The organism is Coriobacteriaceae bacterium, assembly GCA_025993015.1.
GTDB lineage: Bacteria > Actinomycetota > Coriobacteriia > Coriobacteriales > Coriobacteriaceae > Collinsella.
Map to the genome: position 1 here is coordinate 2,116,283 of DAJPFV010000001.1, position 23,390 is coordinate 2,139,672.

Annotated in this window: 24 protein-coding genes; 23 read left to right on the top strand and 1 reads right to left on the bottom strand. The window is 61.8% G+C overall.

Going from position 1 to position 23,390, the window contains the following annotated elements; genetic code table 11:
* The first annotated feature begins 3 nt into the window (after positions 1-3).
* The 9 genes from OIL77_09205 to rsfS all read left to right on the top strand — a co-directional run bounded on the left by OIL77_09205 (position 4) and on the right by rsfS (position 7,700).
* A complete protein-coding gene (locus OIL77_09205; protein ID HJI45576.1) occupies positions 4-933 on the top strand; it encodes a hypothetical protein in 930 nt (309 codons plus the stop codon).
* Positions 934-943: 10 nt separating this feature from the next.
* Positions 944-2,821 (top strand): TIGR03960 family B12-binding radical SAM protein, encoded by a 1,878-nt coding sequence (locus tag OIL77_09210; GenBank protein HJI45577.1) that lies wholly within the window; start codon positions 944-946, stop codon positions 2,819-2,821.
* Positions 2,818-3,630 (top strand): TIGR03936 family radical SAM-associated protein, encoded by an 813-nt coding sequence (locus OIL77_09215; GenBank protein HJI45578.1) that lies wholly within the window; start codon positions 2,818-2,820, stop codon positions 3,628-3,630. Before OIL77_09210 ends, OIL77_09215 begins: the two co-directional genes overlap by 4 nt.
* Positions 3,631-3,697: 67 nt before the next feature.
* Entirely contained in the window at positions 3,698-4,072 is a 375-nt protein-coding gene (gene rplU, locus OIL77_09220) for a 50S ribosomal protein L21 (GenBank protein ID HJI45579.1), read from the top strand.
* 33 nt (positions 4,073-4,105) lie between these two features.
* Complete coding sequence (rpmA, locus tag OIL77_09225) at positions 4,106-4,363, top strand: 50S ribosomal protein L27 (GenBank protein ID HJI45580.1); 258 nt, start codon at positions 4,106-4,108, stop codon at positions 4,361-4,363.
* Between the two features lie 85 nt (positions 4,364-4,448).
* Entirely contained in the window at positions 4,449-5,915 is a 1,467-nt protein-coding gene (gene obgE, locus OIL77_09230) for a GTPase ObgE (protein HJI45581.1), read from the top strand.
* A 3-nt stretch (positions 5,916-5,918) separates the two neighbouring features.
* Entirely contained in the window at positions 5,919-6,596 is a 678-nt protein-coding gene (nadD, locus tag OIL77_09235; GenBank protein ID HJI45582.1) for a nicotinate-nucleotide adenylyltransferase, read from the top strand.
* 87 nt (positions 6,597-6,683) lie between these two features.
* Positions 6,684-7,217, top strand: a complete 534-nt coding sequence (gene yqeK / locus OIL77_09240) for a bis(5'-nucleosyl)-tetraphosphatase (symmetrical) YqeK (GenBank protein ID HJI45583.1) — start codon at positions 6,684-6,686, stop codon at positions 7,215-7,217.
* A gap of 27 nt (positions 7,218-7,244) precedes the next feature.
* Entirely contained in the window at positions 7,245-7,700 is a 456-nt protein-coding gene (rsfS, locus tag OIL77_09245; GenBank protein ID HJI45584.1) for a ribosome silencing factor, read from the top strand.
* 94 nt (positions 7,701-7,794) lie between these two features.
* Here the strand turns inward: rsfS and dinB are convergent, their stop codons facing one another.
* Positions 7,795-9,048, bottom strand: a complete 1,254-nt coding sequence (gene dinB / locus OIL77_09250) for a DNA polymerase IV (GenBank protein HJI45585.1) — start codon at positions 9,046-9,048, stop codon at positions 7,795-7,797.
* Positions 9,049-9,249: 201 nt separating this feature from the next.
* On the opposite strand from dinB, the gene rpsP reads away from it, so the two are divergent.
* The 14 genes from rpsP to OIL77_09320 all read left to right on the top strand — a co-directional run bounded on the left by rpsP (position 9,250) and on the right by OIL77_09320 (position 23,379).
* Positions 9,250-9,591, top strand: a complete 342-nt coding sequence (gene rpsP / locus OIL77_09255) for a 30S ribosomal protein S16 (GenBank protein HJI45586.1) — start codon at positions 9,250-9,252, stop codon at positions 9,589-9,591.
* 42 nt (positions 9,592-9,633) lie between these two features.
* On the top strand, positions 9,634-9,879 hold the full coding sequence (locus OIL77_09260) for a KH domain-containing protein (GenBank protein HJI45587.1): 246 nt from the start codon (positions 9,634-9,636) through the stop codon (positions 9,877-9,879).
* 34 nt (positions 9,880-9,913) lie between these two features.
* Positions 9,914-10,405 carry a ribosome maturation factor RimM gene (rimM, locus tag OIL77_09265; GenBank protein ID HJI45588.1) on the top strand — a complete coding sequence of 164 codons (492 nt, stop codon included), beginning with the start codon at positions 9,914-9,916 and terminating at the stop codon, positions 10,403-10,405.
* 10 nt (positions 10,406-10,415) lie between these two features.
* Positions 10,416-11,174 (top strand): tRNA (guanosine(37)-N1)-methyltransferase TrmD, encoded by a 759-nt coding sequence (trmD, locus tag OIL77_09270; GenBank protein HJI45589.1) that lies wholly within the window; start codon positions 10,416-10,418, stop codon positions 11,172-11,174.
* A 2-nt stretch (positions 11,175-11,176) separates the two neighbouring features.
* Positions 11,177-11,740, top strand: a complete 564-nt coding sequence (gene lepB / locus OIL77_09275; protein ID HJI45590.1) for a signal peptidase I — start codon at positions 11,177-11,179, stop codon at positions 11,738-11,740.
* 59 nt (positions 11,741-11,799) lie between these two features.
* Positions 11,800-12,711: a glycine--tRNA ligase subunit alpha gene (locus OIL77_09280; GenBank protein ID HJI45591.1), complete on the top strand. Its 912-nt coding sequence runs from the start codon at positions 11,800-11,802 to the stop codon at positions 12,709-12,711.
* A 3-nt stretch (positions 12,712-12,714) separates the two neighbouring features.
* Positions 12,715-14,811 (top strand): glycine--tRNA ligase subunit beta, encoded by a 2,097-nt coding sequence (gene glyS, locus OIL77_09285; GenBank protein HJI45592.1) that lies wholly within the window; start codon positions 12,715-12,717, stop codon positions 14,809-14,811.
* A 34-nt stretch (positions 14,812-14,845) separates the two neighbouring features.
* Positions 14,846-15,721 (top strand): kinase/pyrophosphorylase, encoded by an 876-nt coding sequence (locus OIL77_09290; GenBank protein HJI45593.1) that lies wholly within the window; start codon positions 14,846-14,848, stop codon positions 15,719-15,721.
* Between the two features lie 344 nt (positions 15,722-16,065).
* Positions 16,066-18,816, top strand: a complete 2,751-nt coding sequence (gene ppdK, locus OIL77_09295; protein HJI45594.1) for a pyruvate, phosphate dikinase — start codon at positions 16,066-16,068, stop codon at positions 18,814-18,816.
* 209 nt (positions 18,817-19,025) lie between these two features.
* On the top strand, positions 19,026-19,367 hold the full coding sequence (gene rplS, locus OIL77_09300; GenBank protein ID HJI45595.1) for a 50S ribosomal protein L19: 342 nt from the start codon (positions 19,026-19,028) through the stop codon (positions 19,365-19,367).
* Positions 19,368-19,460: 93 nt separating this feature from the next.
* Positions 19,461-20,249: a ribonuclease HII gene (locus OIL77_09305; protein HJI45596.1), complete on the top strand. Its 789-nt coding sequence runs from the start codon at positions 19,461-19,463 to the stop codon at positions 20,247-20,249.
* A gap of 189 nt (positions 20,250-20,438) precedes the next feature.
* The gene (locus OIL77_09310) at positions 20,439-20,924 is read left to right on the top strand and encodes a YraN family protein (GenBank protein HJI45597.1); all 486 of its coding nucleotides are present in this window, start codon (positions 20,439-20,441) and stop codon (positions 20,922-20,924) included.
* A complete protein-coding gene (locus OIL77_09315) occupies positions 20,924-22,447 on the top strand; it encodes a YifB family Mg chelatase-like AAA ATPase (protein HJI45598.1) in 1,524 nt (507 codons plus the stop codon). The genes OIL77_09310 and OIL77_09315 overlap by 1 nt, the downstream gene beginning before the upstream one ends.
* Entirely contained in the window at positions 22,447-23,379 is a 933-nt protein-coding gene (locus OIL77_09320) for a DNA-protecting protein DprA (protein HJI45599.1), read from the top strand. Before OIL77_09315 ends, OIL77_09320 begins: the two co-directional genes overlap by 1 nt.
* The last annotated feature ends 11 nt before the right edge of the window (positions 23,380-23,390 follow it).

Genomic DNA, 23,390 nt, shown 5'->3' on the forward strand with positions numbered 1-23,390 from the left:
GCCATGAAAATTCCCGTAGATAAGCTGACCCGCGCTTTTAAGATGGGCGCGTCCGTTAAGAAGGATTCCGATACGCCGGTACGCGTCTCGGTCTATCTGGATTCGTCCGCTTCGCGCTTTCTGGCCGAGACGGTGCGTGACGCCTTTGTGCCGCAGATGACCTCGGGCATTGTGCGCGTCGAGCGCCTGGGGGAGGAGCGAATTGCTCCAAAGACCGATACCGATGTGGTACTGGTACTCTCGTGTGGTTCCGACCGTTTGGAGAGTGCCGTGCAGGAGCTCGTGATCGCCGGTGCGCCCGTGTGCGTGCTTGCCGAGTCTGCTGTGGAGGTGCCGTTTATCGAGGAGTCCACGCCCATGCTCGGCGTGGTAGCGGCAACCGATAAGACGTATCTGCTCGAGACGCTTGCCCGCTGGATTCTCGATCGCACCGACAAGGAAACGGCTTTTGCGGCGAACTTTGCCTTCATGCGCATCGCGGCGGCCAATCGTATCATCACCTCGTGCGCGCTCACCAATATGGCGACCGGTGCGCTGGTGTTTTTGCCGGGCGCCGATTATCCCGTTATGGCGCTGGCGCAGGTGGGCATGCTCTTTGAGCTCGCTGCCGTCTTTGGACGCGGCATTAAGCCTGAGCGCGGCTACGAGGTCGCGGGCGTGCTTGCCGGCGGTCTTGTGATCCGCGCGGTCACCCGCGCACTCGTCAAGCAGACGCCGCATATTGGGTTTGTCGTCAAGGCGCTCACTGCTGCCGCGGGCACCTACGGCATGGGCCGTGCGCTCGTTTCGCTCTACGAGCGCGATGTCGACTACAGCCGTGCCAACGAGGTGGTCACTGCCACGTTCTCCCGCGTTCGCGATCTGGTGACTACGGTCGCGGGCACTACCCGTCCTATGGCGTCCTATCAGGACGCATCAGATCTCGCTGCTTAGGGGTTTTCCGTTGCGCGTTGCATACCAAGACTGTTTTCATTTAATTGAGCCGTTGCTCGCCAAGGTCGAGAAGCCGAGTCGCTATATCGATCACGAGTGGGGCACGCTTTCCAAGGCCGATGCCGACTACCGTTGCTGCCTGATCTATCCGGATGTGTACGAGGTCGGTCTGCCCAACCAGGGTATCGCCATTCTCTACAACATCCTTAACCAGGCCGAGGGCATCTCCTGCGAGCGTGGCTATGTGCCGTGGCCCGATATGGGTGACGCTATGCGCGAGGCGGGCATTCCGCTGCTCTCGCTCGAGGGTGCAGCGCCGGTCGCTTCGTTTGATATCGTCGGTCTGCATGTGCCGCACGAGATGGCGGTGACGAACTTCCTCGAGGCACTCGACCTCGCTGGCATTCCGCTGTTGGCGGCCGACCGAGGTGAAGACGACCCCATTATCATCGCCGGCGGTCCCTCGGTGTACAACCCCGAGCCGTACGCGGCCTTTTTCGATGCCATCCTCATCGGTGAGGGCGAGGAATCGCTGCTCGAGACCTGCCAGCTGCATCGCCGCCTGCGTGACGAAGGGGTCCCGCGCGCGCAGATTGTCGAGCAGCTTGCATCCATTGCCGGCAACTACGTGCCGTCGCTCTATGAGGTTCGTCACGACGAGCCCTGCTCGCCGCATGGCTACACCGTGCCGTGTGAGGGCAAGGATGCGCCGACCGTGGTCTACAAGCGCGTCGTCGAGGATTTCGGCGCCACGAATCCGCTGTCGCAGTCGTGCGTGCCCTATGCGCAGCTGGTTCACGACCGCCTGTCTATCGAGATCCTGCGCGGCTGCGCCCGCGGCTGTCGTTTTTGTCAGGCCGGCATGACGTATCGCCCGGTGCGCGAGCGCTCGGCCGACCAGATCGTCTCGTCGGTGATTCAGGGTCTGGAAAAGACCGGCTATGACGAGGTGTCGCTGACCTCGCTCTCCACGACCGACCACTCCTGCATTCGCGACGTGCTCGGCAGGCTCAACCGTCGCCTGGAGGATACGGGTATTCGCGTGTCTATTCCGTCGCAGCGCCTGGATTCGTTTGGCGTGGATATGGCCGAGTCGGTCGCCGGCGAAAAGAAGGGCGGCCTGACGTTCGCGCCCGAGGCCGGCAGCCAGCGCATGCGCGACATCATTAACAAGAACGTGACCGAGGAGGACCTGGACCGTGCGGCCAAGGCGGCCTTCGAGGCCGGCTGGAACCGCATGAAGCTTTATTTCATGATGGGTCTTCCCGGTGAGCGTGACGAGGACATCGTGGCCATCGCCAACTTGGCCGATCACGTGCTGGAACTTGGTCGTTCCGTGGTGCCCAAGGCGCGCCGCGGCTCCATCTCGGTGTCCATCTCGGTTTCGGTGTTTATCCCCAAGGCAGCAACGCCGTTCCAGTGGTGCCCGCAGCTCGACTACGACGACGTCAAGCGTCGCCAAAAGCTGCTCATCACGAGCGTGCGCAACCGCGCCGTACGCGTGCATTACCACGATGCCGAGACCTCGCTCGTCGAGGCCGCGCTGTCCCGCGCCGGTCGCGACATGACGCCCGTCATCATCGATGCTTGGCGCGCTGGCTCTCGCTTTGACGCCTGGGTAGAGCATTTCTCGCTCGATTACTGGAAGGAGGCTGCTGCCAAAAACGGCATCGACCTCAATGAGCTTGTGCACCTGCCCTACGAGTTGGACTGGCGCCTGCCGTGGGAGCATGTGAGTCCCGGCTGCACGCGCGGCTTCCTCGAGCGCGAGTACCGTCGCTCGCTCGAGGGTGTCACGACTCCCGACTGCACCCGCACGTCGTGCACCGGCTGCGGGATCTGCCCCACGCTCCACGCCAAGAATGTATTGATGGGTGATCGCGCATGAGTGAGCGCCTGACCGACAACCCCTCGCTCTTTAGACTTCGTGTTCGCTATGGCAAGCGCGATCGCCTTAAGTACCTGGGCCATCTCGAAGTGATCCATACCATTGAGCGCATCGTGCGCCGTGCGGGACTTCCCTATGCCGTCACGCAGGGCTTTTCTCCGCACATGCGCGTGGGCTTCTCTTCGGCGCTACCGGTGGGTACGTCGTCGACCTGCGAGTGGTATGACCTGTTTATGACCGAGTTCGTGGCGCTCGACGAGGCGTTTGGGCGCCTGGCTGCGGCGTCCCCGGCCGATCTGGCGCCCATCGAGGCGGCGTACATCGACGTGCGCACGCCGGCGTTGACGGCGCAGCTCACGCGCCTGTCGTATCGCATCGACCTGCACTTGGATCCCGAGGCGCCCGTAAGCGCCGACGAGGTGCGTCGTGCGCTCGACACGCTGCGCGCGGGCAATGGCATCGACTACGCGCGCGGAAAAAAGAGCAAGCGCTTGGATTTGGATCACACGCTCGTGGGCTATGAGCTCACGGCGGGGGAGCGCCCGGACCATTTGGTGCTCATGCTCGACACCCATGCCGACAACGAGGGCTCCATGCGTCCGGAAATTTTGCTTTCCGCTGCTGATGTTTTGTTGCAGGGCTTGACCCCGGGCGTGGATGCACCTATTGTTTCCACCGGTATGCAAGACCTCGTGACCATCTGCTCCTACGATGTCGAGCGTCAGAATCAAGCATGCGAGGACGACGAGGGCCGACTCGTCAGCCCCATACCTGTGCGAACTTGTGGATTTGCTCCACATACTCGTTGACGGGGGTATTTTCGCCTGCTACTATATTCGGCTGTTGCACTAACTGATGCATGAAGGGCAAGTAAACATGTACGCAATCGTTAACACGGGCGGCAAGCAGTACAAGGTCGCCACCGACGATGTCATCACCGTCGAGAAGATCGAGGGCAATGAGGGCGACAAGGTCACCCTGCCGGTTATCTTCCTCAACGATGGTAAGAAGATCGTCACCGATCCCGACAAGCTGGCCAAGGCCAAGGTTACCGCTCAGATCGTTGAGCAGTTCAAGGGCGAGAAGCAGCTGGTCTTCAAGTTCCACAAGCGCAAGCGCTATCGTCGTCTGAAGGGTCACCGTCAGCAGCTCACCAAGCTGAAGATCGTGAAGGTTCAGGCTACCTCCCGCGCCAAGAAGGCTGTCAAGGCAGAGGCTGAGGCTGTTGCCGAGGCTCCCGTCGCCGAGTAGATTACACTCGTAACGAAAGAGTAGGTATACACAATGGCACACAAAAAAGGACTCGGTTCCTCCCGTAATGGCCGTGACTCCCGCGGTCAGCGCCTTGGCACGAAGCGCTATGCCGGCCAGACGGTAACCACGGGCACGATTCTCGTCCGTCAGCACGGCACGCACATCCACCCGGGTGAGAACGTTGGCCGTGGTAAGGACGACACGCTGTTCGCGCTGGTCGACGGTACCGTTGAGTTCCACAAGGGTATCAAGCACAGGGTCAGCGTACGCCCGCTCGCGAACGCGTAATTCACCCTTCATAGAGCACATATGTGGGAGGCACTTGAGTTTTAGGATTCAAGGGTCTCCCTCTTTTTTGTAGGAGGCGATTCTGTTGTCACAGTTCACCGATATCAGCCGCATTAACGTGTGCGGCGGCGACGGCGGAGCCGGATGCATGTCGTTTAGGCGCGAGGCATTTGTCCCCAAGGGCGGCCCCGATGGCGGCGACGGCGGTCGTGGCGGCAATGTCGTCATCCAGGCCGATGCTCAGCTGTCTTCGCTGATCGATTACCGCTTTAAGCATCACTTCCGCGCCGAGCGCGGCACGCACGGGCAGGGTGCCCGTCGTAACGGTAAGAGCGGCGAGGACCTGATTCTCAAGGTCCCTATGGGTACCGTGGTGCGCGAGCTCGACCCCGAGACGCAGACCCCGATGTTCGAGATTGCCGACCTGGTGCACGACGGCGAGCGCGTTGTCGTGGCCCCCGGTGGTGCCGGCGGTCTGGGCAACACGCACTTTGTGACGTCCGTGCGTCGCGCGCCCGCGTTTGCCCAGCTCGGCGAGCCTGCCGAGGAACACTGGATCGAGCTCGAGATGAAGCTTATGGCCGATGCCGCGCTTGTGGGCTTTCCCTCTGTCGGCAAGTCCTCGCTCATCGCGCGCATGAGTGCCGCCCGTCCCAAGATTGCCGACTACCCGTTTACCACGCTCGTGCCGAACCTCGGCATGGTGCGTGCCGGCGAATATTCTTACGTCGTTGCCGACGTCCCCGGTCTCATCGAGGGCGCGAGCGAGGGCAAGGGCCTGGGTCACCAGTTCCTGCGCCACATTGAGCGTACGGCCCTGATCATGCATGTCGTCGACATGACGGGCGGTTTTGAGGATCGCGATCCGGTCGAGGACTATCGCATCATCAACCGCGAGCTCGAGCAGTATGGCGCCGAGCTTTCGGAGCGCCCGCAGATCGTTGTCGCCAACAAGTGCGATGCGCCGGGCACGGCCGACAAGATTTCCGACCTTAAGCGTGCGGCGCTCGACGATGGCCATATGTTCTTTGCCGTGTCTGCTGTGACGGGTGCCGGTCTCAATACTTTGATGCTTGCCGTGGGCGAGCAGGTGGCCAAGCTCCGCGCCGAGTTGGCTGTCTCTGATGAGCTGGTCGTTCTGCGCGATGATGAGTGGGAGCGCCGTCGCCTGCAGCGTGAGAAGCGTTTCCGCATTGTCCAGGAAGAGCCCGGTGCCTTCCGCGTGGTCGGTCGTGCCATCGAGCGCATGGTCATTCAGACCGACTGGGAAAATGAGGAGGCCGTCATTTACCTGCAGCATAAGTTTGCGCGTATGGGTGTTGACGACGCGCTCGAGAAGGCCGGTTGCCGTGCGGGCGACGAGGTCCGCATTTGCCAGCGCGCCTTTGACTTTGAGGGCGCTGAGGACTTCTCGGAGTACGAGGAGCTCGAGGATGCTGGCGAGGACGTTGCCGTTGAGGCCATTGACGTGACCGATGCTGCGGATGAGGGCGTCGAGGTTGTCGATGCGGTGGATGCCGCGGACGATGCCGAGACCTCGGAGGGCGAGTAAGCCATGTCGCTGCGCGGTGGAATCGGTCTGCCCGAGCTTCCTCTAGAGGACGGGCAGGAGTTTAGGCTCGGCATTATGGGTGGCACCTTTGATCCCATCCATTACGGGCACCTGGTGACCGCCGAGCAGGCGCGCGAGTCGCTCGACTTGGACGCTGTGCTCTTTATGCCGGCAGGGTCTCCCGCCTTTAAGCTTGACAAGCCGGTGACGCCTGCCGAGGACCGTTATGCCATGACGGTCCTCGCCACCGCCGCGAACCCGGCCTTTTTGGCGAGCCGGTTCGAGATCGACCGCCCGGGCGTAACCTATACGGCCGATACGCTTCATGCCCTTCGCGACTTTTACCCGCCGCAGGTAAAGCTCTACTTTATTACGGGCGCCGACGCGATTATCGATATCGTGACCTGGCATGATGCCGAACGAATCGCTGAGCTTGCTACCTTTATTGCGGCGACGCGACCGGGCTTTGATATCGATACGGCGCGTGCCCGAATCAAAGAGTCGGGGCTGCCGTTCGACGTGCGCTATATTCAGATTCCGGCGCTGGCGATCAGCTCGACGAACATTCGTAAGCGAGTTGCCCGCGGCATGAGCGTGCGCTATCTTACGAGCGAGTCCGTGCTTGGCTACATTCGCAAACGCAGGCTATATGCCGATTTGGGCCAAGAAGATTTTGAGTGATGGGGGTCTACGTTGTCGGTAGAGGATCAGTTTGAGGGCGATGAGCGCGCACTGCTCAAGCGCATTCAAGAACTGCTCGATGTTCGCATGAAGGATAAGCGCAAGCGCTATGTGCATTCGCTGGGTGTTGCCGAGACCGCACTTCATCTGGCCGAGGTATACGGTGTCGACCGCTTTGATGCCGCCGCCGCCGGCCTGATTCACGACTGGGACAAGGTACTCTCCGACGACGAGCTGGTCACGCGCGCTCTGCATTACGGCATTAAGATTGCCGGCTCTCCGTCTGCCGCGACGCCGCTTTTGCATGGCCCGGTCGCCGCCTATGAGCTTCCGCAGCTATTTCCCGAGCTGTCGCCGGCGGTCTTTCAGGCTGTCGACCGTCACACCGTGGGCGCCTGCGACATGACGCCGCTCGATATGGTGGTCTTTGTGGCCGATGCCATCGAGCCCAACCGCCATGGTGATTATGCCCACGCGCTGCGCAAGATGGTTGGGGAGTCGACACTTGACGAGTTGTTCTTCTCCTGTTTTGCGCAGGGTCTGGTCTACGTGATCCAGTCCGGGCGCTATCTTTATCCCACGGCTATTACGATTTACAACCATTACGCCCAGCTGCGCTAGCTCGGGCTGTCTAGAAAGAGGTATTCCATGGCCGACGAGACCATGACCGACGAGCAGATTCTTGAAGGTGTGGAGCACAAGAGCTTCGTTGCCACGTCCGACCGTACCGCCGCTTCGCTGTCCGCGAGCGGTGTCGCAGCCGAGGATGTCGCCCGCGCCGCCGCGCAGGCCGCCTACGACAAGAAGGGCGAGGACGTGCAGGTGCTCGATCTGACCGAGCTCTCCGACGTGTGCGACTACTTTGTGCTCGCCACCGGTACCAATAACCGTCAGGTCGATTCTATCGTTGATGAGATCGAGGAGAAGGTCGCCGAGGCTTGCGGTGAGCACCCGTTCTCCATCGAGGGTCGCGAGCAGAAGACCTGGATGCTCGTGGACTACGGCTCGGTCGTCGTCCACGTCTTCACCCCCGAGGCACGCGACTTCTATCGTCTCGAGAAGCTCTGGGGCGACGCTCCCCAGCTCCCCCTCAACCTCCTCTAGAGCTTTGCTTAGGCTGGGGCTTTTTTAACTACCCTTTACCGTTCGCCGGGCAGTTGCGGTTTTCCGCAGCTGCCCGGCTTTTTTGCCTTAGGGACTAATCGTTGAAGCGGGATTGGCGGCCGAAGGATAGGGCGGTGTCGCCGAATTTGTCTCGGACGGCGTCGATGGCGACGGAGAGGTCGCGTCGGTCGCTGGATTGGGCCCCGCGGTCATCGATCTCGCAGAACAGGTCGGTTTGGATGCCGCCTTGGTGGTCGAAGTCGCTCATGCCGATGCCCGCTAAGCGAACATGCATGCCTTCCTGCCAGATATTGTCGAGCAGCTCGAGCGCAACCGCCACGAAGATATTCTCATCGTCGGTCGGATGAGGCAGCCGGCGCTGTGCCGTACGCCCGCTGCCATACGAATACTTGAGCTTGAGCGTTACCGTGGCACCCGTCAGCCCCTGACGGCGCAGACGGCGTCCCACTGACTCTCCCAACAGCGCAATCGCCGCCTCAATATCCCCACGCTCAGTCAAATCTTTCGCAAAGGTGCGTTCATTGCTGACCGATTTGACCTCGCGCCCTTCATCGAGACTCGTGACTTCGGAGATTTCGAGTCCTAGCGCACGCTGGCGCATGCGTTTGCCGTTGACGCCAAAAATAGAGGCCAGTGTGGACTCGGGCGCGCGCGAAAGCTCGCCGAGGGTGTAGATGCGCATGCGGCGCAGTCGCTCCTCGGCCGAGCGTCCGATGCCGCTCATGGCAGATACCGGCAGCGCGGCCAAAAAGCGCTGCTCGGTTCCGGGGCGCACGATGGTCAGCCCAAACGGCTTATCCCGCTCGCTTGCGATCTTTGCGACCGTCTTGTTGCAGCCCACGCCAATGGAGCAGGTCACTCCCAGCCCTGCCACGCGGTCGCTTATACGCCGCGCAACCAGCAGCGGGTCTTCGGGCGCAAAGCGACCCGGTGTGATATCGATAAAGGCTTCGTCGATGGATACGCGCTCGACGCGCGGGGTCTCGTCGGCGAGAATCGCCATGACCTGCGCGCTCACCTCGCGGTAGCGATCAAAGTGCCCGTGCGTCCAAATGGCTTTCGGGCACAAGCGCCGCGCTTCGGCCGAGGCCATGGCAGAGTGCACGCCAAAGCGACGTGCCTCATACGAACACGTGGACACGACGCCACGCGAATCGGCGTCTCCGCCCACGATGAGCGGCTTGCCGCGCCATTCGGGATGATCGAGCATCTCCACGCTCGCAAAAAACGCATCGAGGTCCATCAGGCCCACCGCTGGACCCGTCCAGGGAGGCGGCGTGACGCCCGTGGCATCCTCATAACCGTATGTATGTTCGCGTCTTTCCATGTCATGAGTATACCGCGCAGCTCATGTGGGGTGCGTGTATGTGCTTGCAAATCCCGAATTCTTGTCTAAGATATGGATTTGCCCTCGACTACACCGAAGAAGTTGGTCTCACGGACTTCACCTGCCCGCGTCGATGGCGTATTATGTTCAACTGTTTGTTTGTAGTTGCAGCCTAAAGCTGCTTGGTTGGAGGAGTTTCCTTTGGCAGTCAAGATTCGCCTTGCTCGTCACGGCGCTAAGAAGCGTCCGTACTACCGTGTCGTCGTCGCCGATTCCCGCGCCCCGCGTGACGGTCGTATCATCGAGGAGGTTGGCCGCTACAACCCGATGACCGCCCCCAAGACCATCAACCTCGACCTCGAGAAGATCGCCGACTGGCAGTCCAAGGGCGCTCAGCTCACCGACGCCGTCGCTGCTCTGGTCAAGGCCGCCAACGAGGGCGAGAAGACCGAGACCGTCGTCAAGAAGTCCAAGAAGCAGCTCGCCAAAGAGGCCGAGGCCGCTAAGGCTGCCGCTGAGGCCGCTGAGGGCGCCGAGGAGTAAATCGTGCCTGAGGTTGACGCTGCACAGCTCGAGGGTGAGGCAATGCTCTCAGATCGCATCGCCGATCTCGTCGAATATCTCGTTGTTCAGATCGTCGACGACCCGGATTCCGTGAGCCTCGAGGTCATCGATGGTGACGACGCCTCCACGATTGAGGTTTCGGTTGCCGAGGATGACGTCGCTAAGGTCATCGGCCGTCGTGGCCGTACCATCAAGGCCATTCGCACGCTCGCCCGTGCACTGGCCGCTCGCCTCGACACTGCTGTCGAGGTAGAGGTTCTGGGCTAGGACCTTGAGGTCCCAGTACAAAAACATCGCCCGTGTGGTCAAGCCGCACGGAAGGAAGGGGGAGGTCCTCGCGCAGCCGCTGCGGGGGCTTCCTTCTGTATTGGAGCCGGGTATGCGTGTCGCCTTGACGCCGCCGGCGCTCAAGCGCGACCGTTTTTGCACGGTCGTGTCCGTCACCGATACGGGCGATGGCGATCTGGTCTCATTTGAGGGCATAGACGACTTGACGGCCGCCGAGGGCATCACCGGATGCTATGTGCTGGCCAATCGTGACGACTTCGAGCTCGATTCGCTCGACGCCGCCTATACCGACCTCATGGGTCGCGAGGTGGTCGACGAGCGCTTTGGCTCGCTCGGCACGATTGTCGAGATCATGTCGACGCCCGCCAACGATGTTTGGGTTGTCGAGGGCGATCGGTACGGCGAGGTGCTGATTCCCGTGATCGAGCAGGTTGTGCTCGATCTTCCCGACACAGGAACAATTTCCGTTCACGTTATGGACGGCTTGATCGATATGGACAAGTAGGGAGGACAGCATGCTGATCGAGACCCTTTCGGTCTTTCCCGAGATGTTTGAGCTCGTCATGTCCACGTCGATTTTGGGCCGCGCCCGCAAGGCCGGCCTTTTTGATTTTAAGGCGTATAACCTGCGCGATTGGACGCACGACCGCCATCGCACCGTCGATGACGAGCCGTATGGCGGCGGGCAGGGCATGCTCATGAAGGTCGAGCCCATTGCCGAGGCAATTGAGGCCATCAGCTCCGAGGGTCCCAAGCCCACCGTGGTGTTCTTCACCCCCTGCGGCGAGCCCTTTACGCAGCATGTGGCCGAGCGCCTGCTCAAAAGCGAGCGCCTGCTGTTTGTGTGCAGCCGTTACGAGGGCGTCGATGAGCGTGCATATGCGTATGCCGATGAGCGTCTGTCGATCGGCGACTACGTGCTCACGGGCGGCGAGCTGCCCGCTATGGTCGTAGCCGATGCCGTCGTACGGCTCATTCCCGGAGCCTTGGGCGACGAGATGAGCAACGTGGACGAGTCCTTCTCGACCGCCGAGGACGGTGGCCTGCTCGAGTACGCGCAGTACACCCGCCCCGCCGAGTTTAATGGCGAGGGCGTGCCTCCAGTGCTCGTAAGCGGCGACCACGCCAAGGTCGATGCCTGGCGTCGCAAAAACGCCATCGAGCGTACCTGTCGTTGGCGTCCCGATCTTATCGAGACGGCGCGGCTCACGCCCGAGGAGCGCGCGTACGCGCAGGAGATCCTGGACGCTTCGTATTCGCAGAGCGAGGAGTGAGAATGGTTCCATCGCAGCATTCTGCCCTGAGGGGCGCCTTTGAGTGGATCGTAATCGTTGCGATTGCACTCATCGCCACCTTCGTGATTCGCTCGTTTGTGGTCGAACCCTTTGTGGTGCCTACCGGTTCCATGGAGTCCACGATCGAGATCGGAGACCAGATCCTGGCGCAGAAGGTGAGCCTTGAGCTCGGCCAGCCTGTCAAACAGGGCGATATCGTGGTGTTCCACAACCCCGATGCCACGTCCGAGCATGACGTGCTGGTAAAGCGCGTCATCGCCACGGCCGGTCAGACGGTCGATCTGCAGGACGGCAAGGTCGTCGTTGACGGCCAGGCGCTCGATGAGGACTATACGACTGGCATGAGCTGGCCGCTTTCGGTCCAAGCCCCCGGCGCTCAGGTGAGCTATCCCTACACCGTCCCTGACGACTGTGTGTGGGTGATGGGCGACAACCGCGAGAACTCTGCTGACTCCCGCTACTTTGGTCCGGTCGACCGCTCCGACTTGATCGCCGTTGCGCTTGTGCGCTACTGGCCGCTCAACCGTATCGGCGCTATCGATTAAAAACCGCTATAGTACAGTACCTAACCGTGTAATCGTTTCGACGAGGGGATATTAGAGGCATGAACGCTTCATCGCTTTCCTTCCAAGACATCATCCTGCGCCTCCAGCAGTACTGGGGCGAGCAGGGCTGCGTCATTATGCAGCCCTATGACTCCGAGGTCGGTGCCGGTACCTTCCATACCGCGACCACGCTGCGCTCGCTCGGTCCCGCCGAGTGGCGCACCTGCTATGCGCAGCCCTGCCGCCGTCCCGCCGACGGCCGCTATGGCGAGAACCCCAACCGCATGCAGCACTACTATCAGTTCCAGGTGCTCATCAAGCCCTCGCCGGTCAACGCCCAGGAGCTTTACCTGGGTTCGCTGGCCGCCATTGGCCTGGACCCCAACGACCATGACGTCCGCTTTGTCGAGGACGACTGGGAGAGCCCGACGCTCGGCGCCTGGGGCCTTGGCTGGGAGGTCTGGCTCAACGGCATGGAGGTCACGCAGTTTACGTACTTCCAGCAGGTGGGCGGCATCGAAGTCGACCCCGTGCCCGTCGAGATCACCTATGGCCTGGAGCGTATCGCCATGTACGCCCAGGGCGTCAACTCGGTCTATGACCTGGTGTGGAGCTACCTGCCCGACGGCACGCCCATGACCTACGGCGACGTGTTCCTGGAGAACGAGCGCGAGTTTAGTGCTTACAATTTTGAGGTCGCCAACGTCGAGATGATGCGTCAGAAGTTTGACGACTACGAGGCCGAGTGCCACTCCTGCCTGGAGCGCAAGCTGCCGCTGCCGGCATATGACTGCGTCATGAAGTGCAGCCATGCCTTCAACCTGCTCGATGCCCGCGGTGCGCTGTCCGCAGTCGAGCGTGCCAACTACATCCTGCGCGTCCGCGCCGTCGCCAAGGCGTGCTGCGAGGCCTATATGGCCGAGGTCGCCGGAATCAACGAGAATGCCGATCAGGAAGGCGAGGTGGCGTAAGCCATGGCAGACGCTAAGGATTTCCTGTTTGAGATCGGTACGGAGGAAATGCCCTCTGCACCGCTGAACAATGCCGTCAAGCAGCTTGGCACTATGATTGCCAAGGGTCTCGATGAGGCCGGTCTGGCCCACGGCGAGGTCCGCGTGATCTCGAGCCCGCGTCGCCTGGCTGCGCTCGTTGCCGACGTCGCCACCGCGACCGATGAGGTTCACGAGGTCAAGCGTGGCCCCGCGGCCAACATCGCCTTTGATGCCGACGGTAACGCTACCAAGGCCGCCCAGGGCTTCGCCCGCAAGTGCGGTGTGGCTGCCGAGGATCTGGTCCGTCGCGAGGACGCCGACGGCCGTGAGTACGTCTTTGCCGAGAAGAACATTCCTTCCGCCCCGGCCACCCCGATCCTGACGGCCCTGTGCGAGAAGACCATCGCCGGCCTGCAATGGCCCAACTACCGCTCTCAGCGCTGGGGCCACGAGCACGCCACGTTTGTACGTCCGGTCCGCTGGATCTGCTGCCTTTTGGGCGAGGACGTCGTGCCCGTGTCGTTTGCCGACGTGACGAGCGGCAACACCACGCGCGGCCATCGCGTCCTGGGCCCCGGTGACCATGTGGTCGCCAGCCCCGCTGTTTACGAGCAGGTGCTCGAGGACGCCGGCGTGCTCTCTGCCGAGCGCCGTCGCGAGGCCATCCTTGCCGGAATCGCCGAGGTCGAGGCTGCGCGCCCTGGCTGCCACGTCGATACGCCCAAGAAGGTCTTCGAGGAGGTCATCAACCTCTGCGAGTGGCCGACGGTGCTCGTCGGTACCTTCGATGAGGAGTTCCTCAAGGTCCCGCACGAGATCATCTGCGAGTCTATGCTCACCAACCAGCGCTACTTCCCGATTTATGACGGCGAGGGCAAGCTGACGCGTGAGTTCGTGATTGTCTCCAACAGCAAGCCCGAGAACGCCGAGCGCGTGATCGACGGCAACGAGCGCGTTGTGCGCGCCCGCCTGGATGACGCCAAGTTCTTCTACGAGGAGGATCTGAAGATCTCCCTCGACGAGTTCCGCGAGCGTCTGGCCAAGGTCGCCTTCCAGGAGAAGCTCGGCAGCGTGCTCGCCAAGTCCGAGCGTATTGAGCAGCTCGCGCTCGCTATTGCCCGCGAGGCTCACCTGGGTGCCCACCTGGCCGCCGATGCCGGCCGCGCCGCTCACCTGTGCAAGGCCGACCTGGTGTCCAACGCCGTCGTCGAGTTCACGAGCCAGCAGGGCGTGATGGGCGGTTACTACGCCATCGCGATGGGGGAGAACGACGAGGTCGCCCACGCCATTCGCGATCACTATCGTCCCCGCTTCGCCGGCGACGAGCTGCCCGAGGGTACCGCTGGCTGCATCGTGGCCTGCGCCGACAAGCTCGATACCATTGCCGGTATTTTTGCCATCGGCGAGCCCCCGACCGGCTCTTCCGACCCGTACGCGCTGCGTCGTGCCGCCATCGGCATCATCAACATCCTGCGCGACCGTCTGCCGATCGACCCCACGTCGCTCATCGACTTTGCGCTCGAGCTCTATAGCGAGCAGGGCATTGAGTTTGACGCCGCCGAGGTCGCCCAGCAGGTCCGTGACTTCTTCCACGGCCGTCTGGTGAGCATGGCTCGCGATGAGAAGATCCCGGCCGACACCGTTGCCGCCGTTTCCGCGGTGCACATCATTGCCCCGTCGGTCTTCTTCGCCCGCTGCGCCGCCCTCGACGAGGCCCGCAAGAACGACGCCGAGACCTTCGACAACCTGGCGACTGCCTACGCCCGCGCCGCGCATATCTCCAAGCCCGAGCTGGGCGTGGAGTACGACCGCGCCCTGATGGGCGAGGTCGAGCTTGCGCTTGCCGACGCCTCCGAGGCCGCTCAGACCGCCGTCGACGCCGCCCTTGCTGCCGAGGATTACCCTGCCGCGTTTGCCGCTCTGGCCGCCCTGCGCGCGCCCATCGATCGTTTCTTCGACGAGGTTATGGTCATGGACAAGGACGAGCAGCTCCGCGATAATCGCCTTAAGCTGCTCAACCGCTTCGAGGCCGTTTTCTCCGGCATCGCCAACATTGGTGAGCTTGCCCGCAAAAAGTAAGCTAGCCTGCGCATAAGCGCAAAAGGAGCCCCGCATGGATTGCCCGGTCACCGCTCGTCCCACCGTTATCGTTATCTCCGACTCGCTCGGTGATACCGCTTGTGAGGTGGTGCTTGCGGCCTCCGGGCAATTTGATGAAGGGGCTTTTCGTGTTTTACGTCTGTCTAAGGTGACCTCGGTGGAGCAGGTCAAGTCGTTTGTGGGCCCGCGAGTCGATGCCGACCATCGCGATATCGCCGTGTTCCATACCATCGTCGATCCGGCGCTTCGTGCTCGCGTGCTCGACTACTTGGGCATGCTGCACATTCGCTCGGTCGACCTGATCGGCCCGACGCTTGCCGTGCTGTCGTCGCTCATCGGTGTGCCTCCCAAGGGCGTTGCGGGTGTGATTCACAAGACCGACGATCGCTATTTCCATCGTATCGAGGCTATGGAGTATTTCGTTGAGCACGATGACGGGCGCGGCTGCGATGATCTGTCGGATGCCGATATCGTGCTGCTGGGTGTATCCCGCACGTCCAAGACGCCGCTGTCGATGTATTTGGCCTATCAGGGCTACAAGGTCGCCAACGTTCCGTTGGCACACGGTATGGAGCCGCCCAAGTCGATTTACGAGGTCGATCCGTTGCGGTTGTTCGGTCTGATTTCGACCGTCGATGTGATTTCCGAGATTCGCGATAGCCGCCTGGGCGACGACTATGCCCGCGCCGTCGCCGGCTCTTATGCCGAGCCCGAGAGCGTGCGCGGCGAGCTCGAGGAGGCTCGTGCCCTCATGAAACGTCTGGGTTGCTTTGTGGTGCGCACCGACGGCAAGGCGATCGAGGAGAGTGCTTCCGAAATCATCGCTCACCTCGAGGAGATTCAAGAGGCAAGAGCCCGCCGTGCCGCCCGCCGCGCCCAACAAAAGTAGCTAATTTGGGACGGGGCTTTTTTAGCTACCCCGGCTGAGGTCGCGAGCTCTTTGGCCGATTGCCTGCGGGGGCAGCTAAAAAAGCCCCGTCCCAAATTAGCTACTTATGATAAAGCGATTTAGCAGTATTTCTTGCATCTGACCTGCAATTACACTGTAGTGGTATCTTCATAAGGTAACCACCTTTACCTACCGTTTACCGCTAGTTTTAGCACGTTTACCAAACCGCGTATCCTCTGCTCAAGCCCGTTCAAATCCCGCCGTATAGTTCCCTCACGGCCCGCATCCGGCGGGTCGATTCGTCACCACGGTCGCGCGCGAGAGCGCGTGGAAGGGGAAGTATCGTGAGCGATTGCAAGAGGGTTTACCGTTTTGGAACCGATGCCCAGGGCACATGTGTCACCGAGGGCGATAAGTCCATGAACTTCGTGCTTGGCGGCAAAGGCGCTAACCTTGCCGAGATGAGTCGTATCGGCCTGCCGGTTCCCGGTGGCTTTACCATTACCTGCCAGACCTGCGTTGAGTACTCCGGTGCCGGCAACGTGTGGCCCGTGGGTGCGCTCGACGAGATCGTTGCTGCCGAGGCCGACCTCGAGGCCCGTTGCGGCAAGAAGCTCGGCGACGCTCGTGACCCGCTGCTCGTCTCGGTGCGCTCGGGCGCTCCGTTCTCCATGCCCGGCATGATGGACACGGTCCTCAACCTGGGCCTCAACGACGATTCCGTTCAGGGCCTTATCGCCCAGACGCAAAACCCGCGCTTTGCCTGGGATAGCTATCGTCGCTTTATCCAGATGTTCTCCAACGTCGTCATGGGTGTCGATGCCGACTTGTTCGAGAATGCCCTGACCCAGGCTCGCCTGGTCGCCGGCGTTCGCGTCGATTCTGAGCTTTCGGCCGAGGACCTGCAGGAGCTCGTCGAGACGTTCAAGGGCATTTTCTCCGACAACGTCGAGGCCGCTCTGTACCCCGAGCTCGAGGTCGCTGACGGCAAGCCCGTCTTCCCGCACGATCCGGAGCTCCAGCTGCGCCTTGCCATCCAGGCCGTCTTTGGCAGCTGGATGAACGAGCGCGCCTGCATCTACCGCAAGCAGCACGGCATTTCCGACGACCTTGGCACCGCCGTCAACGTTCAGGCTATGGCCTTTGGCAATAAGGGCGAGACCTCGGCGACCGGCGTCGCCTTTACGCGCAACCCGGCCGACGGCACCAAGGAGTTCTACGGTGACTTTCTGGTCAACGCCCAGGGCGAGGACGTCGTTGCCGGCATCCGCAACACCGAGCCCATCGCCGACCTCAAGACCACTCCGGGCCTCGAGTCCGCAGGTGAGGAGCTTGAACGTGTCTTCCTGACGCTCGAGGATCACTACCGCGACATGTGCGACATCGAGTTCACCATCGAGCAGGGTAAGCTCTGGATGCTCCAGACCCGCGTGGGCAAGCGTACCGCAACCGCCGCTCTGCGCATTGCTATTGAGATGGTCGAGGAAGGCCTCATTACCCGTGAGGAGGCCGTGAGCCGCATCGATCCCGCGCAGCTCGACCAGCTCCTGCACCCGCAGTTCGATTCCTCCAAGAAGTACGAGGCGCTCGCATGCGGCCTTAACGCCAGTCCCGGTGCCGCCGTGGGCGAGGTCGTGTTCTCGAGCGATGACGCCGTTGCGCGTTCTGCCGAGGGCCATAAGGTCATTCTGGTCCGCTGGGAGACCAACCCCGATGACCTGAAGAGTATGGTCGCCGCCGAGGGTATCTTGACGAGCCATGGTGGCAAGACGAGCCACGCCGCCGTTATTGCCCGTGGCATGGGTACCCCCTGCGTCTGCGGCGTCGAACGCTTCCATATCGACGCCGCCGAGAAGGTCGTGCGTATCGAGGGCAGCGATCGCGTGCTGCACGAGGGCGACATCATCTCCATCGACGGCACCCAGGGTATCGTTGTCGATGGCGCTGTCGATTTGGTCTCCGCCGAGCTCACCGGCGACCTGGACACCCTCCTGTCCTGGGCTGATGAGATCCGCCTGGACGAGACCGACGGTCACGCCAACCACGTGCGCGTCAACGCCGACAACCCCGAGGATGCCGAGCTCGCGCTTGAGTTTGGCGCCGAGGCCATCGGTCTGTGCCGTACCGAGCACATGTTCCTGGGCGATCGCAAGAACATTATCCAGAGCTTCATCCTGTCCGACGACGAGGCTGTGAAGCAGCAGGCCCTGGCCGATCTGCTCAAGGTTCAGACTGAGGACTTCCTGTCCATGTTCAAGACCATGTCTGGTCGTGAGGTGGTCGTTCGCCTGCTCGATCCGCCGCTTCATGAGTTCCTGGATAATCCTCGCGAGCTCGAGGTCGCCATCACCAAGAAGGAAGCCGCCGGTGCCAGCGAGGAAGAGCTTGCCGCCCTGCGTGCCCGCCTGCGCCGTATCGACGGCATGGTCGAGTCCAACCCGATGCTCGGCCTGCGCGGCGTGCGTCTGTCCGTCGTCTTCGGTGACCTGCCGCTCATGCAGGTCCGTGCCGTGGCAACGGCTGCCGCCCGCCTTATCAAGGAAGGCGTCGACCCGCGTCCCGAGATTATGGTCCCGCTCGTTTCCATTACGGCCGAGCACGTTCAGACCCGCGAGGTCATAGAGCGCGTGATCGCCGAGGTCTCCGCCGAGGAGGGCGTCGAGCTCAACATTCCAGTGGGCACGATGCTCGAGCTGCCGCGCGCCTGCATGGTCGCTGACGAGATTGCACAGCACGCCGACTTCTTCTGCTTTGGCACCAACGACCTCACGCAGACGACTTTCGGTTTCTCGCGTGACGACGCCGAGGCCAAGTTCATTCCGCTGTACATGCACAAGAAGATCTTGAAGGATAACCCCTTCGAGACCATCGACTCGGCGGTGCTGGAGCTCGTGCGCATGGCCGTCGAGAAGGGCCGTGCCACCAACCCCGGCATGCACTTTGGCGTGTGCGGTGAGCACGGCGGCGACCCTAAGTCCATCAAGGCCCTGTTTAACGCGGCCGACGTGGACTATGTGTCCTGCTCGCCCTATCGCGTGCCCCTCGCGCGCCTGGCTGCCGCTCAGGCCAAGCTCGAGGCGAAGCGCTCCGCGTAACGTTTTGGGTTTAGACGCCTAGCGTAGCCCCCTTCATGCCGCCCGTCTCATTCGTGAGGCGGGCGGTTATCATGTGCGGGTTTTGTCTTTTTGTCTGCGTAAAAAATTGTTCTTGCAGCAGAAACCCGCGCGTGTATACTCGAATACGTTTGTTCAACTACGTGCCGGCCAAGGTGGTACGGCACCTCTAGAAGAGTAAGGAATTGCACATGGATTACATCCGCGCAATCGAGCGTCAGCAGATCCGCGAGGACATTCCTCAGGTTCGCGTCGCCGACAACGTCAAGGTTCACTACCGCATTAAGGAAGGCGACCGCGAGCGCATCCAGGTCTTCCAGGGCGACGTCATCCGCATGGCCGGCGCCGGTGCCCGCGAGACCTTCACCGTCCGCAAGATGTCCTTCGGTGTCGGTGTTGAGCGTACCTTCCCGCTTCACAGCCCCAAGATCGCCAAGCTCGAGGTCGTTCGTCACGGTCGCGTCCGTCGCGCCAAGCTGTACTACCTCCGCGACAAGGTGGGCAAGGCTGCTCGCATCCCCGAGAAGCGCTAAGAAGATCGCAGCGTCTGTCCACTCGTTTGGACACAAGGGCCACCTTCGGGTGGCCCTTCTTTTTATCTGATTTGCATGCAAGGAGGGCCTGGTATGGCCAATATGACGAGCTCGGTTTCGGCATCGCAGGTTGCCGGAGAGCTGGCGAGCGCAACGTTTGAGGAGATCCCCGCCCTCGTGGAGCATTATCGCGAGGACCCGCGCCAGCAGGTGATCAAGGCTTGTGAACGCGCCCTCAAACGCCATGCCAAAGAGCTTGCCGAGCGCGAGCGCGTCAATGACATGTATGAGCTTATGCATGAGCTTGGCGGCGATGGGGTGGTCGTTGGTGTCGACGAGGTGGGTCGCGGATCGGTGGCCGGTCCTTTGACGGTATGCGCCGTCTGTCTTCCTATGGAGCCGCGCGTCTGGGGTATCAACGATTCCAAAAAGCTCACGCCCGCGCGCCGCGAGTTGCTCTCGGTGAAGATTGCCGAGGTGGCGACGGCGATCGGTTTTTGCCATATCGCGCCTGCGGATATCGACGATATGGGCATGGCCCGCGCCATCCGCGCTGCCGTTGCGGGCGCCGTGGCCGATACGGGGCTCGAGCCCGATTGCGTGCTTATGGACGGTAACCCCTTGGGCGCCGTTCCCAACGAGCGCGACGTGGTGAAGGGCGATGCCAAAATCGCCTGTATCGCCGCGGCGTCCATCATGGCCAAGGTCACGCGTGACGAGATGATGGTCGAGTACGACGCCGAGTATCCCGAGTACCATCTGGCCGAGTCGAAGGGCTATGCGAGCCCCGAGCACATCGAGGCCATTCGCAAACATGGACTTTGTCCGCTGCACCGCGTGAGCTTTTGCGGAAACTTTCTGCAGACTGAGCGCCTTTTCTAGGCCAATTGTGGAGACATGGACCTCTGGGGTTTTATAAACCTGCTGGTAGCGGGCCGTATGCAACACCATTGTTGCGTACGGCCCGTTTTTTGACGGCATTTGGTCAGCTTTTGGTTTGCTTCCGGTACTTACCCGCATGAAAGGTGCCCTCATCATCGGGGCAATGCAGTGTGCGGGAAAGGAGACCCCATGAGTGCCGCAAGCAAAAAGAGCAAGACGCAGCAGCTCAAGGAGCGTTGGGAAAACGGCGAGCTCGACTCCGGGGCGATGACGCCCGAGTTTATCAAGGGACTCAGTCCCCGCGAGCTAGGCATGCTGGGCGAGCTGATCACCATCGACTACTTTAACGAGCGCGGCTACACCTTGCTGGAGCAGGGCTATCGTTGCACCGAGGGCGAGGCCGATCTGGTGCTGCTCGATGAGCTCGACGATGTCGTGGTGATGGCCGAGGTCAAGACCAGACGCGTTTCGCTGGATTGCACCACGCGGGTCTTTCCCGAGGAGGCCGTGGACGCCCAAAAGCAACGCCGCTACCGCCGCATCGCAAGTTGCTATCTCATGGAGCATTATCCGCTCAAGGCGATTCGCTTCGATGCTGTGGGTGTCACCATCCGCGGCGGGCATATCGCCGAGATCGAGCATCAGTACAACGCGTTCGATTGGCAGGTGTCGTGATGGCGTTCGAGACGTTTGCCGTTCACGCGGCCTGCATCCGCGGCGTCGAGGCGATTCACGTCACGGTCGAGGTCTCGCTTGCCGGTGGCGTTCCGGGCATCCAGATGCTCGGCATTCCGAGTATGGAGGTGATGGAGTCACGCGGTCGTATTCGCTGCGCGATGCGCTCCGCCGGGTTCGAGATCCCGCGCTCGGGCATTACCGTTAACCTGGCACCCGGCGATATCCGCAAGACCGGTAGCGGCTTTGACCTGCCCATCGCCATCGCGGTTCTAGCGGCCGATGAGCAGATTCCCCGTGACAACCTCGATCGCTGCCTTATCGCAGGTGAGCTTGGTCTGGACGGTACGGTGCTTCCCGTCAAGGGCGAGGTGGCGTTTCAGCTATTGGCTCGCGACATGGGGCTGTCTTTTATCGCCGGCAGGTCCGACCAGCATGTGCCACTCGCGGGCGTAGATTGCGGCTTTATCGACCATCTGTCTCAGCTTGCTCACGGCATGGGCGATGCCGCACGACACTACTTGGATTCCGAGGGTGTCGAGGCGACCTTTGAGCCCGAGCTCGACTATGCAGACGTGCTGGGGCAGGAAGTCGCTAAACGCGGCATGGCGCTTGCGGCGGCAGGAGAACTCGGCTTGCTCATGATCGGGTCTCCGGGATCGGGCAAGACGATGCTCGCACGCCGTATGACCGGCATCCTGCCCGAGCTTTCCGTTGAGGATCAGCAGGAGGCACTGTGCATCCATTCGGTTTTGGGTGAGAACATTGATGGCTTGTTGGCGGGGCACCGCCCCTTCCGCAGTCCCCACCACAGTATTTCGACCGCAGGCCTTATCGGCGGCGGGCGCCCGGTGCACCCGGGTGAGATCAGCCTTGCTCATGGCGGCGTGCTCTTTTTGGACGAGCTTGCCGAGTTTCCCACTGGCGTGCTGCAGACGCTGCGTCAGCCCATCGAGCGCGGCTACGTGAGGATCGTACGCGTCGACGGGGCTTTTACCTTCCCGTCGCGCTTTCAGCTGCTGGCTGCGAGCAATCCCTGCCCCTGCGGCTTTTTGGGCGATCGCGAGGTGCCGTGTCGCTGCTCGGCGGCGATGGTCGAGCGCTATCGGTCTAAACTGCGCGGTCCTTTGGCCGACCGTATCGACATGATGATCGATGTGACCCGTCCCGACCCTCAAGTGATTATCGAGGGTGCGGAGGGCATGTCGTCGGCCGAGTTACGTGACTACGTTGTGCGCGGTCGCGCCTTTCGCGCTTGGCGCGAATCCCGCATGGACGATGCGGATGCCGAGGCCGAGGATGACGAGACTCGGTCCATTGACGGCGTCGTTTCGACCTTTGAGCTCGATGATGCGGCGGAGAAGTGTGTGCTCGGCCTGTCGAAGCGCACGCATCTCACAGGGCGTGGCATCGTGCGCCTTGTTCGCATTGCGCGCACGATCGCAGATGTCGCCGAGAGCGAGCAGGTGACGCAGGACCACGTGCTCGAGGCGGCGATGTACCAGGGAAGGAGGGACCAATGATGGCTGAGGGGACCTTCGAGCTGCATCCAGGTGACGCGTTGTATCCCGAGGCCGTTTTGGAGCTTTCTGATGTACCTCAGACGCTCTATGTGCGCGGCAACCCCGAGGCGCTTTCGACGCCCGCGCTCTCCATCATCGGTGCGCGAAAGGCCTCGCCGTATGGTCTTGCCGTGGCAGAGCTTGCGGCGAAGGTGGCGGTTGAGGCGGGAGTGACGGTAGTTTCGGGCGGTGCGGTCGGTTGTGACCAGGCCTCGGGTTGGGCTGCGGTCAACGCCGGCGGCAAACACGTCGTGGTGCTGGGGACGGGCGCCGACGTGGTCTATCCGCGCTCGAGCGCGGGGCTTATTACGCGCACGCTCGATACGGGCGGCGCGGTCGTGTCGATCTCTCCGTGGGGCATGGGTCCGCGCAAGTTTGCCTTTCCGCGTCGCAATCGCGTGATCGCGGCCCTGTCGCAAGCCCTCTTTGTTTCCGAGGCGGGTATGCCTTCCGGGACGTTTTCTACAGCCGAGGCTGCTATGGATTTGGGGCGCGAACTTCTTGCCGTGCCGGGGTCGATCCTATCGCCCGAGTCGCGTGGCACGAATTACCTCATTGCGAACGGTGCCTGCTGCATTGTCGACGAGGAGTCCATCGAGATGGCTATCTCTCGCATATACGGCACCCTGCGCTACTCGCGCCCCGATGCTCCCGGCATTGCCGACCTGAATCCAACACAGCAGACCGTGATGCATGCGCTCATCGCCTCTCCGCTCAAGGTCGACGACATCGCGGCGCTCGTCTCACTCGATGCTGTCGGCGTACTCAAACTCTTGGGTTCGCTTGAACTCGAGGGCCTTATCGAGCGCATGATGGATGGAAGGTATGCGCCCTCCAAGTTTGCCCTTCACGCCCAGACGCCCTTCGGTCACAATGGAAAACGTGTCAATTAGAAAGGTGTTTG